The organism is Photobacterium sp. MCCC 1A19761, assembly GCF_037389125.1.
In the GTDB taxonomy this organism is placed as follows: domain Bacteria; phylum Pseudomonadota; class Gammaproteobacteria; order Enterobacterales; family Vibrionaceae; genus Photobacterium.
In genome coordinates this window covers 60,578-76,225 of the sequence record NZ_JAZGTF010000004.1, presented here as the reverse complement: position 1 = coordinate 76,225, position 15,648 = coordinate 60,578, and the positions used below count along the sequence as shown (strand labels likewise).

At 51.2% G+C, this 15,648-nt stretch carries 15 protein-coding genes; 8 read left to right on the top strand and 7 right to left on the bottom strand.

The features are described from left to right. Positions 1-46 precede the first annotated feature (46 nt). The gene (torC, locus tag VV869_RS06935; RefSeq protein ID WP_337734259.1) at positions 47-1,213 is read right to left on the bottom strand and encodes a pentaheme c-type cytochrome TorC; all 1,167 of its coding nucleotides are present in this window, start codon (positions 1,211-1,213) and stop codon (positions 47-49) included. Positions 1,214-1,411: 198 nt separating this feature from the next. Here torC and torR point away from each other — a divergent pair, with 198 nt between their 5' ends. Continuing rightward, positions 1,412-2,128: a two-component system response regulator TorR gene (gene torR, locus VV869_RS06930; RefSeq protein ID WP_337734258.1), complete on the top strand. Its 717-nt coding sequence runs from the start codon at positions 1,412-1,414 to the stop codon at positions 2,126-2,128. A gap of 361 nt (positions 2,129-2,489) precedes the next feature. Here torR and panP read toward each other — a convergent pair whose 3' ends face one another. The 5 genes from panP to VV869_RS06905 all read right to left on the bottom strand — a co-directional run bounded on the left by panP (position 2,490) and on the right by VV869_RS06905 (position 7,900). After that, a complete protein-coding gene (gene panP, locus VV869_RS06925) occupies positions 2,490-4,154 on the bottom strand; it encodes a pyridoxal-dependent aspartate 1-decarboxylase PanP (RefSeq protein WP_337734257.1) in 1,665 nt (554 codons plus the stop codon). Between the two features lie 172 nt (positions 4,155-4,326). Continuing rightward, entirely contained in the window at positions 4,327-4,839 is a 513-nt protein-coding gene (locus tag VV869_RS06920; RefSeq protein ID WP_337734256.1) for a hypothetical protein, read from the bottom strand. 483 nt (positions 4,840-5,322) lie between these two features. Next, positions 5,323-5,424: a MetS family NSS transporter small subunit gene (locus tag VV869_RS06915; protein WP_337734255.1), complete on the bottom strand. Its 102-nt coding sequence runs from the start codon at positions 5,422-5,424 to the stop codon at positions 5,323-5,325. 3 nt (positions 5,425-5,427) lie between these two features. After that, positions 5,428-6,909 (bottom strand): sodium-dependent transporter, encoded by a 1,482-nt coding sequence (locus tag VV869_RS06910; RefSeq protein WP_337734254.1) that lies wholly within the window; start codon positions 6,907-6,909, stop codon positions 5,428-5,430. A gap of 388 nt (positions 6,910-7,297) precedes the next feature. Then, positions 7,298-7,900, bottom strand: a complete 603-nt coding sequence (locus tag VV869_RS06905; protein ID WP_337734253.1) for a hypothetical protein — start codon at positions 7,898-7,900, stop codon at positions 7,298-7,300. 145 nt (positions 7,901-8,045) lie between these two features. Between VV869_RS06905 and cydH the strand changes: the two genes are divergently transcribed. From cydH to emrD, 6 genes are all read left to right on the top strand, one after another. Continuing rightward, a complete protein-coding gene (gene cydH / locus VV869_RS06900; protein WP_337734252.1) occupies positions 8,046-8,135 on the top strand; it encodes a cytochrome bd-I oxidase subunit CydH in 90 nt (29 codons plus the stop codon). A gap of 105 nt (positions 8,136-8,240) precedes the next feature. After that, on the top strand, positions 8,241-9,506 hold the full coding sequence (locus VV869_RS06895; protein WP_337734251.1) for a patatin-like phospholipase family protein: 1,266 nt from the start codon (positions 8,241-8,243) through the stop codon (positions 9,504-9,506). 161 nt (positions 9,507-9,667) lie between these two features. Beyond that, positions 9,668-10,969, top strand: coding sequence for an alpha/beta fold hydrolase (locus tag VV869_RS06890; protein ID WP_337734250.1), 1,302 nt, complete (start codon positions 9,668-9,670; stop codon positions 10,967-10,969). A 114-nt stretch (positions 10,970-11,083) separates the two neighbouring features. Then, the gene (locus VV869_RS06885) at positions 11,084-11,446 is read left to right on the top strand and encodes a hypothetical protein (RefSeq protein ID WP_337734249.1); all 363 of its coding nucleotides are present in this window, start codon (positions 11,084-11,086) and stop codon (positions 11,444-11,446) included. A gap of 476 nt (positions 11,447-11,922) precedes the next feature. Beyond that, positions 11,923-12,522: a GTP cyclohydrolase II gene (locus VV869_RS06880; protein WP_337734248.1), complete on the top strand. Its 600-nt coding sequence runs from the start codon at positions 11,923-11,925 to the stop codon at positions 12,520-12,522. 371 nt (positions 12,523-12,893) lie between these two features. After that, complete coding sequence (emrD, locus tag VV869_RS06875) at positions 12,894-14,075, top strand: multidrug efflux MFS transporter EmrD (RefSeq protein ID WP_337734388.1); 1,182 nt, start codon at positions 12,894-12,896, stop codon at positions 14,073-14,075. Positions 14,076-14,217: 142 nt separating this feature from the next. Here the strand turns inward: emrD and VV869_RS06870 are convergent, their stop codons facing one another. Then, entirely contained in the window at positions 14,218-14,544 is a 327-nt protein-coding gene (locus VV869_RS06870) for an HI1450 family dsDNA-mimic protein (protein ID WP_261602550.1), read from the bottom strand. Between the two features lie 299 nt (positions 14,545-14,843). Between VV869_RS06870 and VV869_RS06865 the strand changes: the two genes are divergently transcribed. Beyond that, positions 14,844-15,617 carry a nucleotidyltransferase domain-containing protein gene (locus VV869_RS06865; protein ID WP_337734247.1) on the top strand — a complete coding sequence of 258 codons (774 nt, stop codon included), beginning with the start codon at positions 14,844-14,846 and terminating at the stop codon, positions 15,615-15,617. Positions 15,618-15,648 lie beyond the last annotated feature (31 nt).

Below are 15,648 nucleotides of genomic sequence, written 5' to 3'. Positions count from 1 at the left end.
GAGTGAATAGCGGCGGGAAGGGCTATGCTCCCGCCGCGGTTCGTCATTAGTGGGCGCCGGCGCCACCGGTGTCTTTACCGTGGTTCTGCAAGTATTTCAGCAGCGTGCGCTCTTCTGTCTTGCTCAGGCGGTAGTAGGCGCTCATGGCGTTCAGGCCTGAAATCCAGCCGTTGGCGGAGAAGTGCGCCGGATCCGGAGCTGCATGGCAGGCGTTGCAGGTTGAGCCGTACATCTGCTCGGCGTATTGCCAGATCGGTTGAATGTTGTCGATCATGTCCTCGGCAGTCACCCAGGCTTCCACCGACACCTGCTGCCAGACGATGTCGGTCGCGTGGTCGGTCTCTTCGGTGAGCACTTGTTGGGTTGCTTTCACATCGCCGCGAATGGTGGCTTTGAATACACGTTTCCCCATGTACTCGGTCATTACCCGTCCTTTGCCGGATTTTTCCAGCCAGCCGGTGATCTTAATGTTCAGCATGTTGTCCTGACGGCCCAGCACCTCAATTTCAGAAGCCGGCAGCAGCTTCCCTTGCACTTTGCCGTTGGCATCCGCAGTGGCAAACAGTATTTTCTCACCCAGTGAGTAAAGGGTTGTTGCGGTCGCGCCCTGAGCATTGGCAGTGGCTTGCAGTGCCTGGAAGTCTTTCTGGAAGCCACCGGCCATGTTTGGCAGTTCGTGGGCAATCCCTTTGTGACACTCGATACAGTTCATCTCTTCAGCGGCTGCTTTCTTCATTTCGAAGGCCGCTTTCGCCGATTGTTTGCTGTGATCCATGTCGTCATAGGAATGGCAGCTCTTACAGGTTTTCGAGTTCTGGCGACTCATGCGGTCCCACACCGTCTGGGCCATTTCGAGTCGGTGATCTTCGAATTGTTCCGGTGTATCGATTTTGCCGGTGACAAAGTGGTGATAGAGATCTTTGGCCGCTTCTAATTTACGGAACACTTTGCCTGGAAAATCTTTCGGTTGGTGGCAGTCCACGCATTGCGCCTGGACGCCGGAAGCGTTTTTGAAGTGTACCGTTTCTTTATACTCGGCGTAGTTCTGCTCCATGGTGTGACAAGAAGTACAAAACTCGATGGTTGAGGTGACTTCAAATCCTTTATGAACCACAAAGGTTCCCGCCAGGGAGATCCCAATCCCGACCACGACCAGCGCAAGGATGGAATACTTGCTGCTTGGCTTTATTATTTTTTGCCAAAGTTTTTTCATATTGGAAGATTCCGTTACAGTATGAATATGTTCGTAAATGACGGTGAACTAATATTTTTTCTGGTTTTATCTTAATTCCATGATATGAATAAGGTTAAGGCCTGGGGTGAACAGGATTGCCTGCTTTATTAAAAATTGTTAACAGGTATACCTTGTGCTACCGTTTAAAAAGTTGCTGAATTTAAGTAAGAGTAAAAAATGAGTCATCACATTCTTGTTGTCGAAGATGAGGTTGTAACCCGCGCCAAACTGGTGGGGTATTTTGAAAATGAGGGTTATCAAGTCAGTGAGGCCGACAGTGGGGATCAGATGCGGGAAATTATGGCCAATGAACGCATTGATTTGGTGATGCTGGACATTAACCTGCCGGGGGAAGATGGTTTGTTGTTGACCCGGGAGCTGAGAAGCCGCTCTGAAGTCGGCATTATTCTGGTGACGGGACGGGTGGACAGTATTGACCGGATTGTCGGCCTGGAGATGGGGGCGGATGATTACGTCACCAAGCCTTTTGAGCTACGCGAGCTGCTGGTTCGGGTGAAAAATCTGTTGTGGCGCATTGGTTTAGCGGAGAAGGCCCGTGAAAAAGGGGCTGTGAGTTCGCACGACAGCCATATCATTTCGTTCGGTAACTGGCAGTTTGATATCAACCGCCGGGCGCTGACCCATCATGGTGAGCCGGTGAAGCTAACCAAGGCGGAGTACGAGTTGCTGGTGGCCTTTTCTTCTCATCCGAATGTGGTGCTGAGCCGCGAGCGGATCCTGAATATGCTGAGTCATCGGGTTGAAGCGCCGAATGACCGGACGATTGATGTGTTGATTCGCCGGATGCGGGCCAAAATGGAAATTGACCCGAAAAACCCACAGATATTTGTCACGGTTCATGGGGAAGGATATATGTTTGCCGGGGATTCATAGCCCGACCAATTTTATTTTTTCAGCATCGCTTGGCCACAATTGACTCATTCATAAATTGTCATAAATCGCTGGTTTTTCAGCGATTCCAGCGAAAGTCATTTGAGTTAATCGCACTTTCGTTGATCTGAATCAAGAAGAATCTCCCGTGTAAAATCAGGCGTTTGTTAGGGTTTATTGGGTAATGTTATCGCGATTTAACGGCTATTTAACCCAGGCAAAACAAGAATGAAAAAAGTGCTGATAATTGGCCGGCACTTATTAAAAATGATGTGTTAGATATTTGTGGTTTATTTATTTGTATTGATATGAAATGAGATGGAAATGAAATAGCCTGGCTGATGCCAGGCTATTTTTATATCACTCAGGAGTACGAAATTTGCTCACGTTTTAAGATGCGATCCGTCAGCGATTGGATCGTCGGCAAGCTGATACTACTTTCTTTGGCCAGTGCTTGTTGCTCCGTCAGCACATCCTTCAGGATGGTTTCGGTAGTGAGCGGATTGGCCAGTACCACGCGGAACACGGTGGTGAGTTTGCGCCCCCATTTCACTGGATTCAGCCGGGTTCGGGAGACGAATGACTTCCCGGATTCCCGTTGCCGCTTCTGAATGAATTTGGTGAGATCATTAAGCGCATTGAGCAACGCCTTTTTCTCTTCCGCTGAGGCGAGTGTCAGCGCTTTTTGCGTTGCTGCCGGGACGTAGCGATAGGTGAGCAGGCACAGCTCCGGCTCGGAAATCAGCTCAAAGTCCGGGTGCGCTTCTATCAGGGTAGCAAAGTACTTGGCTTTTTCGATGCTGTTGTTGATCAGCATTTCATAGCCGGGACGGCTGATAATATTCATGCTGGCAAACAGCAGCATCGCCATTCCGCTCCGCGAGCCTTCCAGGGTATGGCTGCCCAGATCTTTCGAGCCTTTCCGCAGGATGTACTCGGCATGATGCTCAATCGCCGTCATCAGAGCCGGGTTTTTGAAAATGACCATACCGGCACCCATCGGCACGTACAACTGCTTGTGGGCATCAATGGTGACGGAGTCCGCGCGCTCGATCCCGCGCAGCAGAGAGCGATACTTGTTGGACATTAGCGTCGCACCGCCCCAGGCCGCATCGACGTGGAAGTGGCAGTCGTGCTCTCGGGCGATATCGGCCAGTTGCTCCAGCGGATCGATGTTACCGGTCTCGGTCGTCCCGGCGACACCAACGATGGCGAACGGCTTGATATTGCGCGACTTCAGGTCTGCCAGCGTGTGTGACAGTGCCTGTAGATCGATCCGGTTATTGTCGTCGGTTTTAATCGCAATCAGGCTGTCGCGTCCAATGCCCAGGACATCGGCGGCTTTTTTCAGTGAATAGTGGCCGCGCTCGGACACCAGCACCGCCAGATCGTCATAGCCGTAATGCTTCATGGCTTTGAACAGGCCTTCCTGAGCCACGCCCCGGAAGTCGCCGTCAGGGCGAAGCGCCTGGTTGCGCGCCACCCACAGAGCCGTGATGTTGGCAATGGTCCCGCCGGAGCAGAAGGCTCCCAGCGAATGGTTGGCGCTGTGCATCCATTGCTGATAGAAGTCTTCAGACTCGTGGAAGATCAGGTTGTGCAGCATGCCCAGCACCTGACGCTCCAGCGGCGTAAAGGCTTTGGAGGTCTCAATCTTGACCAGATTCTGATTCAGGCCAATCATGATTTTGGACAGCGGCATCAGGAAATAAGGTAATGCCGAAGTCATATGGCCGATAAAAGTCGGCGCTGAGGTATGGACCGACTGGGCAACCAGTTTATTTAGCAGGAAATGGGTATGGTCAGAGACAAAAGAAGGGGTTTCCGGAATATCTGCCGAAGAAAAGTCCTTCTCAATGTCGACCAGCGGCTTTTCCGTTGCCGCGATGTGCGTTTGAAGAAACGCATTCAGGTTTTCTGAAATCTCTTTTTCAATTCGGCCCAGGGTCGAATCGGGTGCCTCCGGCACGGTAAAGATGCGATGCAGCGATTCTTCCGTCGCATCGGCTTTTCGATTATCTACTGCCATAGGACATATGTGCTTCAAATTGAAATTGGCAAATTGCTGTTAATGTAATGCAATTTACCTGTTATGTCCCGTAAAAAGCCCAAATGGGTTGCGTTCACGGTGGCTTTTGGGGAACTTATCAGGGGCAAGTTGGCGCCAGGCCGGGCCATGTACGGTCCGGCCTGCCCGCGCGTTAGTCACATTCAATGGCTGCGATTGCGGTCATTTTTTCGTTGTACATATTGAGCGGCTGATCGATGTCGCCCGGGTGGGTCAGCAGATCGGCAAAGGCACTGCGCAGCTCATAGTTTTTCGGGTGCGGCTGGCTTTGGCGATCGTCAAACGACAGTTTCGCCATATGACCCAGGGCATTGTCTTGCTGTGACAGGGCTTTTACATCCTGCTGCGTGAGTTTCAGCCAGGATTCGATCGGCTGAGACAACGCCAGCTTGTCGGTATCATTCTCTAAGTACCAGTCAACGGCTTCGCGATTGAGCTCAAAATGGTGTTTCCGGCCTTCCAGGAACCAATCCCCAACTTCTTGCAGACTCGGATTTTTTTTGACCGCGATATCGACCAGACTCTGGTACCACGATAGGGAAGCATCAATATACTGGTGATATTTATCACTCTGACAGCTGGTATCGGCAGCAAGCACGGTAGAAGGGAGGAGTGCAAGCGAGAGTATAATAGCAGGTAACTTCATTGCCTTTCCTTGTGAATAGACTGTTCTTAGATTTATGGCTGAACGCATCGCGAACTATTGATAAGCGGCCCAAAAGCAGCGAATAATAGTGCATCGAATTGAACAGAAGGTCGGTGGATTGTAACGGCAGGATTACGAGAAGGAAAAGGGATCTTTGCCGGAATGAATCATGGCTAACAAAGTTGAATTTATAAGCTTGCATTTGTGTGATAAATTTTGATGCGTTTCTGTATTGATTTGGCTCATAGTTTATTGCTGAAGCGCTGAGTGAATCATGTCATCCGAGCTGAGTAATCGAGCGGAGTAGCCGTCCTTGAGAACACGTAGGCAGCAATCAATACGCAAGCAGTTATTAGCTCGCAAGGAGCTATTAATTTGCCAGGAGCTGTTAATTTGCAACGAGCAATGAATACGCAGGATCATTGAATACGCGCGCATCAATAAAAAAGAGGCTTCATCGGAAGCCTCTTTTGAGATCAAGGATTACGGTTGCTTGTGTTTCATCGCCACGGAGATGCAGTAAGCCGCGCCTCCCCAGGTGATCCCAAGTCCGAACAGCATCATGATAATTGCGCCGAATGTCATAACTTATGCCTCCTGGTGAGTGTGGGTTTTGGATGCCAGATTGATGATGACCGCCAAGACAAACATCGCAGCAACCAGTCCCCAGCCCAGTAGCATCAGGTCAGAAACCGCGTAACCACCGTAGCCTTCGTTAAAGGTATTCACTAGGTTGGTTCCCAGAATCACCGCCAGCATGGCAGGGCTCAGGAAGCGGATACAGATTTCAAACCATTTTCCAACCGAGAATTCCGAAATATTGTTGGTGTAGCTGCGAACATCAGCCGCTTTGAACAGCCAACCGATAATCAGCAGTTCAATCAGACAGCTGGTCAGCAGGGCTACGTTGTTGATGAAGTAATCGATCAAATCTAGCAGTAGCAGGCCGCCATTGGTGGCGAAGGCCATCGACACGACAAATCCGATCCCGCATACCACTGTGGCCGCTTTCTTCCGGGACCAATGCAGTTTGTCAATGATGGCCGACGTGACCGCTTCCAGGATTGAGATGTGCGAGCTCAGGCCTGCAACAACCAGGGCCAGGAAGAACAGTGGACCCAGGATGTACGGTGCCGGCAGTAAGTTGATAGCCGCCGGAATGGTGACAAACGCCAGGCCAACCCCAGCCGAAACGACTTCTGTCAGCGGTTTCGCCTGCTCTTGTGCCATGTAACCCAGTACGCCGAAGATCAAGACACCTGCCGTGATGGAGAAACCACAGTTAATCAACACCGTCATAAACGCATTGTTGTTGATATCTGATTTTTCTGGCAGATAGCTGGAGTAGGCAATCATGATGGCAAAGCCGACACTCAGGGTGAAGAAGATCTGGCCATAGGCTGCAGACCAGACTTTGGCATCGAGAATTTTACTGAAATCCGGTTGGAACAGATAGTTCAGACCATCCAGAGCGCCAGGCAGGAACACGACGCGGCTGATCAGGACCAGGACCAACAGGAATAACAGCGGCATCATGATCTTACTGGCGCGTTCGATCCCGCCTTTGACGCCGGTAAAGATCGCCGCAAAGGTGATCGCCCAGGCAATGGCCATTGGAATCGCGATATGAAATTGCAGGCTACCCAGTTGGGTTGGGGTGTTGTCGCCCAGCTTCAGGTACTCGCCGAAGAAAAAGGCGTTGGTGTCGCTGCCCCAGTTCTGGGTGAACGAGTAGCCCAGGTAGGAAATTGCCCAACCGATGATGGCGACATAGTAGACGGCGATCACACTTGCAATAGAAACCTGGAACCAACCCAGCCATTCAAACTTAGCGCCAACCTTCGCAAAAGCACGTGGCGCAGCGCCACGGAGTTTATGACCCAGGCTGAACTCCATAATCATAAATGGAATACCGGCAGTGAGCATGGCGAAAAGGTAAGGAATAAAAAATGCGCCGCCGCCGTTTTCATAAGCCATATACGGGAATCGCCAGATGTTCCCCAGACCGATTGCGGAGCCGACCGCTGCCAGGATAAACCCGGTACGGGAGCCCCATTGTTCACGCTTCATAAGCATCTCCTTATGCACTTCAATTCTCTATGTAACTTTGGAATCAAAGTTAATTATTCTGAATTTTTACTTCCTGTAACGTGGGTTCTGGATTGAACAACCACGCTCTTGGTTTGAGATTAGCCAGACTAAGAATGTAAAGCAATAGAGTGTAGGTTTGTTAACCCTGTTAGGTTCTAGTGTTAACTTTTGTTTGAGTGTAGGACAGATAAGCTAAATTAGATGGGTAAATGGAATAATTAGAGGATCTAACTAATGTTCCACAACTCGATAGGGAGAAATATTATTTTTAGAAAAGGATGACTCTGACTGTTAAATCATCAAAATACAGCTGTTCTTAATACGGAGGTGGCATAAGGCTAGATAATCTAGCCTTTAGAGTATGTGCTCAGAAAGAAAAGCTCAGCCCGAGATTGGTTTGCCATTGGCTAAGCCATTCAGAATCGAAACGAATTAGGCAGTCTGCACCGCTGCCTTGCACTTGGCAGGCCCGTTTCGACTGACCGTCGAGCCGGTTTGCTAACCACCGTGCTTCGAACACCAGACGGGTGTTGTGACTGATTTTATATTCGGCACCGGTAAAAACGCCCGCAGAAAACAGTAAATCTTCATCTAACCAGTCGACTTGCGAGACTGTGGTGCCCAGCGACAGGCCGAATATGGTATCGACCTGGGGATAGCTCTGGTAGCGAACGGCACTTTGGAAATGAACGTAGGTCAGGGAGCCATCGCCCTGAATTCCTTTCACTTCGGTTGGCTGGTGGCTGATAAATAACCCGACCCGGCCGTTGTCCAAATCGGTTTCCAGGGCTAGCGCGAAATGAGGATCATCCTGAACCCGAACCTTGTTTCCGTTTTCGTCAGTAGCGGATTCAGAAAAGCTGTAGCCGACATAAGGCGTGACATAAACGTTATTGTCCGCTGCGGCAAGGGAAGACGTTGTTGTGAGCATCAGCAGACCTATCACCGATGCAAGAGGCAGTACCTTCATAGCTTGATAAGTTTCCTTTGATCTAAGTTAAGTTAATTGTGACAGCATTCGGAAAATGATGCGCTTTTATTGTAAATAAGCTTGAACTGACCCCCAATTAGAGTTAATAATGTGTTAAAACATTGCTTTGTGTAGGGAAATAAACATGGAATTCGATTTAAAACTAGCGCTCTTTACTGCTGTGATTGTGATGAGCGTGCTGTTAAGCTTCGGGATTATCTCGGTCACCATGTAATGCCCTTGTTCTACAAGGGCTTTTGATGATTTTTGTATCAATTAGACTATCGGTGATACGCTGTCAGCTTGACGTGGCCAACGAACTTTGACACGAGTGACTTCGATGAATCATCTGCCTTTTAGTTTAAGCGATCTTGATTTACAACGTGTTAACAGTTTCTCGGCGAAACTCAGTGGCACCCGTAACCGCAAAATTGCCTTGGTGGTCCAGGGCGGTGGACAGCGGGGTATTTTTACTGCGGGTGTCTTTGATGCATTTCTTGAAGCCGGGTTCGACCCCTTTGAACTCTATATCGGCACCTCCGCCGGTGCTTTGAATCTCTCCTCTTTTATTAGTCGCCAACAGAAGTTTGGCTATCATTTCATCGTCGACTACACCACGGAAAACGAATTCTTTAACCTTTATAAGTATCTGAGCAAGCAAAAACCCATGAATTTGGATTGGGCATTGCAGCGGGTAGCAGAACATGGGCCCTTGCAGTTGGATCTTGCAACCGCCCGGCAGGTCTTGCGTCATCGTACGGCGCTGGCTTGCGCAACCCGTAAAGATACGCTTGAAGATATTTATCTGCCGATGTTCCAGGATGACTGGCAGGAAGTGCTGCGGGCTTCTTGTGCAATTCCGGTGCTGTATAACCTGCCGGTCAGTTTACGTGAGCTGGAGTGGGTGGATGGTGGTGTCAGTGCTGCGGTTCCGGTAAAAGAAGCTTGGCACCGGGGTGCAGATTTAGTGATCGTTGTCCGGACCGAGCCGTTACAGCGTCCGAAGGGTGAAGAAACCGGTGCATTCAACGACTGGCGGGAGAAAATTGAAGCGGTCCTGCCGGAGTATATCGACAAGCTGAGCCTGAACCAGTCGTTAGATAAGGTCAAAGCGCTCCGCACCGATCTAACCCAGCGATTCGAGCAATGGAAAGGCTGGCATGACAAACCTGTGAAAGCTGACGATGCGCCGTTTCCGGAAAGCCATGTGGTGCTCCCTTCGACGGAAATCGAGGCTGAAATCGAGGTTGTGGCCGCGACGCCTGAACCCGTAGGCGCTGTGGAGAAGAGCGGTCAGTGGCGGTTGCTGTCGGCGGATAACATTGAACGCTTTCTGGCTATTACCGGGAAGGGAAAAAGTACCGAAATTATCGAAATGCTGAACCGTTATTATCGGACTTACGAAGATCTGAACCAGTTCTTACTGGAGCCGCCGGATGGACTGAAAGTGATCCAAATCGCCCCGGAGCGGGCATTGCGCAGTCGGGCGTTACTCAGTGACAAGGATGATCTCGAAGTCGACTACCGGGAAGGCCGGCTCGTCGGGCGCCAGTTCCTGGAACACTTCGCCGAGCTGCTCAACGCACAAACCACCCTGTTTCGCTAGTGCTCTGCTGGCTTCATCGGCCCGCGATACTCATTTCTCGATGTCTCTCCGAGCGGCGTGATGCTGGTCGCCGGATGCCTGTGGGGTATCTGTCTGATATGATACGACTTTGACCAATCAATCCCGTGAAAACGGACAATCCGACAGACAAGGAGTATATCGTGCAGTCAGCTTATGTTGTCGATGGGATGTTGTGCCGCGCACACCAATTCCAACTGCCTCTGGACTACGCGCAACCTGAAGGGGAGACCATCTCAGTATTCGCCCGCGAAGTTGTTGCCAAAGACAAACAAGACCAGGATCTGCCTTGGTTGGTGTATCTACAGGGGGGACCGGGATTTCCGTCGCCACGTCCTGAGGCCAATGCGGGGTGGTTAAAGCGTGCATTGCAACAATATCGGGTGCTGTTGCTGGATCAGCGGGGAACCGGCAATAGCCAGGTGGTGAGTGCTCAGACCCTGGCCGGTCAATCTGTAGATGCGCAGGTTGCGTATCTGAGCCAGTTCCGGGCAGACAATATCGTCCGTGACGCGGAGGCGATTCGTGTTCAGCTTGGGATCGCGCAATGGTCGCTGTTAGGCCAGAGCTTTGGCGGCTTTTGCATTCTCACTTATTTATCCGCGTACCCGGGCAGCTTGAGTCGGGCCTATATCACTGGCGGGATCCCGCCGCTGACCCGACATGCAGATGATGTCTATCGTGCGACTTACCAGCGGGTGCTGGATAAGAACGCGGCGTTTTTTGCTCAGTTCCCCCAGGCTCAGCTGTTGTGTTGCCAGATTGCCGATCACTTACTGCAAAACGATGTCCGGTTGCCGAACGGTCAGCGCTTTACCGTTGAGCAATTTCAGTTGATCGGGATTAACCTGGGCCGCAGCGGTGGCGGGCTTGCTTTGTATCATCTGCTGGAACAAGCCTTTGTCGACGTCGATGGTCAGCCGACCCTCAGCTATAGTTTCCTCAATGCCATGCTGGCAGAGCAGTCCTACCAGACCAACCCGATTTACGCGATTTTGCATGAGGCGATTTATTGTCAGCATAGTGCCTCCAGTTGGTCAGCACACCGAGTCCGGGATGAGTACCCGCAGTGCACGTATACGTCGGGCCAGCCGTTTTGCTTCACTGGCGAAATGGTCTACCCCTGGATGTTTGACCAACTCGACGCGCTGAAGCCCCTGAAAGCAGCTGCGGAGATCCTGGCCGAGAAATCCGATTGGCCGCAGCTCTACGATCCGACGCAGCTGGCGAATAACCCGGTGCCGGTTTCTGCTGCTGTTTATGTGGAAGATATGTATGTCGAGTTTGATTACAGCTGCGACACGTTGCGTCAGTTAGGCAATGCCAAAGCCTGGATGACCAACGAATATGAGCATAACGGGCTGCGCGCGGATGGTGAGCGGATCCTGGATCGGTTGATCCGGCTGGCCGATGAGCAGGAAGTGATCATCGCGCAGCGCCCATAATTATCGTCGACTCACCCAGTCCGGTGATGATGTGACCGAGAGCCCGTTCCGTGACGTTCGATTAAGGTGTATATTATTTGCAACTTAATTGCTAAGTGATGAACGGGAGCAGATATGGCACACAACAATGACAGGTTGTCCGTCATTGGACTGTTATCGGCCAATGTGCTGAGTTTTTGGCTGTTGGCGGCACACTTTCTCCGGGGTGGTGAGATCGGCTGGTTTTTGTGTTTATTGCTGCTCCCAGCTGCCCTGTGCGTCCGACAGGCGTGGGCAGCAAGGTTCGTCCAGTTGGCGACATTGGCCGTGGCGTCTGGCTGGGTGATGATCACTGCCCAGATGCTGGTCGATCGTCTGATGATGGGAGACAACTGGGGGAGAATGCTGGTGATTATGGGCACAGTGATCTGCCTGACGCTGTTGTCCGTCTGCACGTTTCTTCATCCGGCGTTAGAGCGTCGTTATCGCTTGATGTAGCACTTGAATGTCGATCTTGAATAAATACCTTGAAAATAGCACCGCAAGCGTGTCTGCCGACACGATGTTGAACGGAGACCGCACGTTTTCGCTGCATGGAAAACGGTCTGATACTGGTTCATTTGTTCGGTGCTCTTTCTCATCGCAGGATTGCACATCAGTGCATAATGATCTGTGGGTGTGATTGTTATAACATAACAATTCGTGCGCACAGAGCGTTGCGTCTCTTGGATTGATGCGCCGAAGGACCACGGTTGCGCTGTTTTAGTGTAATAATTTTAGATATCATCTAGGCCATACCAAGGCGTGTTCAATTGCCCCAGAACATCTTAATCAACGACTTAGGATGGTAATTGGACATGAAGTCACATGACCGGCAATGATGGACGGGACGAATGGCTGCTTCAGGCAGACGAGGTGCGCTGGCACTGTATTCGTTCGGGTCTCATTGCTGATGCGGAAATACTAGGAACAACATGGTGAATGTAAGGGCACGTGTGCCTTTTAAAGTGGGCTTGCAGAGTAACATCGCGGCCGAACTACTTTCTTTCAACGGCCTTGAATCAGGGAAAGAGCATGTTGCCCTGATTTTTCAAGAGGCGGACAAACGATCTGTCCCGCCTTTGGTTCGGATGCACTCAGAGTGTCTGACCGGCGATGTGTTTCACTCTTCACGTTGTGACTGTGGTGAGCAGTTGGATGAAACGATCCAAAAAATGGGGGCAGAGGGCGGTGTGCTGCTCTACTTGCGTCAGGAAGGACGCGGGATTGGCCTCTATAACAAAATTGATGCCTATGAGTTGCAAAGCCAGGGCATGAACACCTATGAAGCCAACAACCATTTGGGGTTTGGCGACGATCTGCGGGATTTCAGTGAAGCGGCATTTATGCTGAAAGCACTGGGGATTTCAACCATCCGTTTGGTGACGAACAACCCGAAAAAGATCAAAGAGCTGGAAGACCACGGGATTGAGATTGCCGAAGTTGTCGGGACTAAGGCGCATGTCAAAGAAGGCAATGAGCAGTACCTGCGGACCAAAGCCAGCCACGGTAAGCACCGGTTCAATTTCGATTAAAGCGACATTCAGCCTGAATCATCAAACCCTGCCTGGCAGGGTTTTTTTATTGTCTTTTTTCACATTAACGAGCGAAAACATGCTCTGAATTCGCTCCAATTCATTAGATATACTAATCCAATTCATAATAAACTTTCGTGCTGACGCTGAGTTAATTGCTTGCCAGTTATTACCTTCCGGATTAGTATCTCCAGCGTAAAACAGGACTTGAATCTAAGTATCCGCAAAAACTGAGTATCAAGTTTTACCAGTTGTTTAGATTTGGTGTTTTATCCTGCCTTTTGGCTGTTTTTCTCAGTTTTAGACAAGTTTTCATTATTTTATTCTGTGATGAGGGATAGGTTGTGTTCCAGCAATCTTCTGCTGCCGGTATGGCAAAGCTGTTATTTTTAATAATCATTCTGGCGGCGGCCGGTCAAATGACCCAGACCATGTATGTGCCGTCGATCCCGGCCATGTCTGCCTTTTTTGCTGTCGAGTCCTCCTACTTGCAGGCGGTGATGGCTGCATACCTGATCCCTTACGGCTTATCACAGTTTATCTATGGCCCGTTATCTGATCGCATCGGTCGTCGACCGGTGATCCTGATGGGGATGACGATCTTCCTGATTGGCACCGTGGGCGCCTTGCTGGCGCCGAACTATGACTTGTTTCTGCTGGCCAGTTTTGTTCAGGGCATTGGCACCGGGTGTGGTGGGGCCATGTGCCGGACAGTGACCCGGGACTGCTATGACGGTGATCAATTACACCGGGCCAATAGCCTGGTGAGCATGGGAGTCATCTTCTCGCCATTGATTGCGCCGGTGCTGGGCGGCTATTTATCCTCGGCATTCGATTGGCACGCCAGTTATGTTTTCCTGCTGATTTTCGGTGCGGTGATCACGCTGGCGATGATGGCTTGGTTTAAGGAAACGCTACCGGCAGAGCGGCGTCGGAACGAGCGGGTATGGCAGAGTTACCGGTATGTGTTGTCGAGCCGTCGTTTTCAGGGGTATGTTTTGTGCTTGGTGGCGACCTTTGCCGGCTTGGCCGTCTTTGAAGCCGCGGCGGGCGTATTGCTTGGCAGTGTGCTCAAACTGGACCCGACAACGGTGAGCTGGCTGTTTGTGGTGCCGCTGCCGGGTTATCTGGCCGGGTCCTGGATGTCAGCTCGGCTGATGAAGCGCCTGGGCAGCGCACGGGTGCTATTCCTGGGGATGTGCGCAGTGATCCTGGGGACCGGGACGATCTTGCTGCCGGGCCTGGCGGGACTCGTGACGGTGAGTTCACTGATTGGCGGTGCTTTTATCTACTTTATCGGGGCCGGTGTTCTGTTCCCGGCAGCCACGACGGCTGCGATTGAACCGTTTCCGCATCATGCAGGAACGGCCGGTGCGATCCTGGGTGGCTTGCAGAACCTGGGGGCGGGGCTGGCAACTTTAGCCGCGTCGCTGATGCGCGTGAATGATCAACTGAGCCTGGGGATCGTGATGGCAGTGATGGCGTTGCTAGTGGCCTTTAGCTTGGTTTGGGTTCGTCGCGGGCATCGTCAGGACGCGCCGATTATGGCGTAAACGTGAACCGACCAAGGCGCGTCTGGTGGTTGATGGTTGAATACAACCGACACGGGCACAAACGCCTTGTCGAACACAAACAAAAGGGAGCCGCTGGCTCCCTTTTGTTTGTGTTCGTATCATCGTGCTAGCCGAATCGGCGTTAGTCGCGCTTCCACAGAATGTGGCAGAACTTATTGTCTGGGTCGCGGCTGACCAGCATGCGGGCGAAGACATCATCCAGCTCGTCATTTTCTTCGTTCACCAGTCCGATACGAACTTCGGCAAACACGTCTTTATCGACATCAAACCCGACATGTTCGGCCCAGTCGTCTTTAGTTTCAACCAGCTCAGCAGCACCGCGGTCTTCAAACTGGGCGGTGAACAGGATCACGTCCGCCGGTTCCAGGCTGTCGGCAGCCATCTCAAGAAAAATATCGTAAGCCGCGTCAATGACATCGTCATAGTCGATCAGGTTTGATGTATCCATAAACTCGTTAAATCTCAAGTGTGAGTGAGCCTGAATTATATACTGAAACGGCATCAAGATGCGATGGCTCGTCAGTGCCGAATCGTATTCAGTGGCCGCATATAATGCAGGCTGGGTGCGCAGGGCGGCTTCATCTCCGGGATCTGCGCTGTTTTGAGCAACTTGGTGACAGAGACGCCAGTACCACGAGAAAAATGCAGCGAATCGATCGCAGTGATTCGTTCAGGGGGCATGATTTGCTAGAATTGCGAGCCGTAAACACCATTCTTGATCGTGTAATCAATTGGAAAGGATAAAGCGTGGCACGTACTCTCCCTGTCATTGACGGCACAACGCCGTTTCAGGATGAATATCTGCCGGTCCTGTTGGATGCTGTGAAACAGCTCAAGGCCGGTTTGGGCAAAAATCTGCACAGCATTTATGTTCACGGCAGTGTAGCCCGACGCGCAGCGAGACCCGGCAAATCGGATTTGAACCTGACGCTGATTCTGGAGCGGCCGCTGAATGCCTCGGAGCAGTCGGTTCTGAGTACCTTACGGTGGCGGATTGCTTCGCATCACCCAATCATCCCCCAAGTGGATTTGAAAGTCGGCGATCTGGCAGAGGTATTATCGCTGGACGCGATTTTTAGCTGGGGTTTCTGGCTCAAACATTGTTGTCTCTGTCTGTATGGCGACAATTTGGCCAGCCGCTTCGGTTGCTTTGAAGCTAGTTGGGACATTGCCAAAGCGATGAACGGGGATATCAAAGCGGAGCTCGGTGAATACCGCACCAAAATTATGGCCACCAAAGTGGTGGCGAATTATCTCGATTACTGTGAAGCGGTCGCCCGGAAAATGCTCTGGAGCTGCTATTCACTCGTCATGCATCGTGAGCAACGTTTAGCGCTCTCTTTGCCGCAGTGTGCGGATGCTTTTCTGCGGCACTATCCTGACAAGATCCTTGAAATCGAGCGTTTGTTTATCCTGGTGGAGCGGACCCAGGTGCCGAAAAAAGCGTCGCTGTTTATGGTTGAGTCGTTCGGCGGCTGGATCGCGGCTGAATTTGATAAAATTGATCGTAAGATCGGTTGATGGACATCGCCTGCCTGCTGATGTCACCGGA

What these genes read in the sequence shown, in the direction of transcription:
- VV869_RS06885 (WP_337734249.1), top strand. Translation starts at nt 11,084, where the DNA reads ATGGCACACAACAATGACAGGTTGTCCGTCATTGGACTGTTATCGGCC.
- VV869_RS06905 (WP_337734253.1), bottom strand. Translation starts at nt 7,900, where the DNA reads ATGAAGGTACTGCCTCTTGCATCGGTGATAGGTCTGCTGATGCTCACA.
- VV869_RS06880 (WP_337734248.1), top strand. Translation starts at nt 11,923, where the DNA reads ATGGTGAATGTAAGGGCACGTGTGCCTTTTAAAGTGGGCTTGCAGAGT.
- VV869_RS06910 (WP_337734254.1), bottom strand. Translation starts at nt 6,909, where the DNA reads ATGAAGCGTGAACAATGGGGCTCCCGTACCGGGTTTATCCTGGCAGCG.
- VV869_RS06870 (WP_261602550.1), bottom strand. Translation starts at nt 14,544, where the DNA reads ATGGATACATCAAACCTGATCGACTATGACGATGTCATTGACGCGGCT.
- torR (WP_337734258.1), top strand. Translation starts at nt 1,412, where the DNA reads ATGAGTCATCACATTCTTGTTGTCGAAGATGAGGTTGTAACCCGCGCC.
- emrD (WP_337734388.1), top strand. Translation starts at nt 12,894, where the DNA reads ATGGCAAAGCTGTTATTTTTAATAATCATTCTGGCGGCGGCCGGTCAA.
- panP (WP_337734257.1), bottom strand. Translation starts at nt 4,154, where the DNA reads ATGGCAGTAGATAATCGAAAAGCCGATGCGACGGAAGAATCGCTGCAT.
- torC (WP_337734259.1), bottom strand. Translation starts at nt 1,213, where the DNA reads ATGAAAAAACTTTGGCAAAAAATAATAAAGCCAAGCAGCAAGTATTCC.
- VV869_RS06920 (WP_337734256.1), bottom strand. Translation starts at nt 4,839, where the DNA reads ATGAAGTTACCTGCTATTATACTCTCGCTTGCACTCCTCCCTTCTACC.
- cydH (WP_337734252.1), top strand. Translation starts at nt 8,046, where the DNA reads ATGGAATTCGATTTAAAACTAGCGCTCTTTACTGCTGTGATTGTGATG.
- VV869_RS06895 (WP_337734251.1), top strand. Translation starts at nt 8,241, where the DNA reads ATGAATCATCTGCCTTTTAGTTTAAGCGATCTTGATTTACAACGTGTT.
- VV869_RS06915 (WP_337734255.1), bottom strand. Translation starts at nt 5,424, where the DNA reads ATGACATTCGGCGCAATTATCATGATGCTGTTCGGACTTGGGATCACC.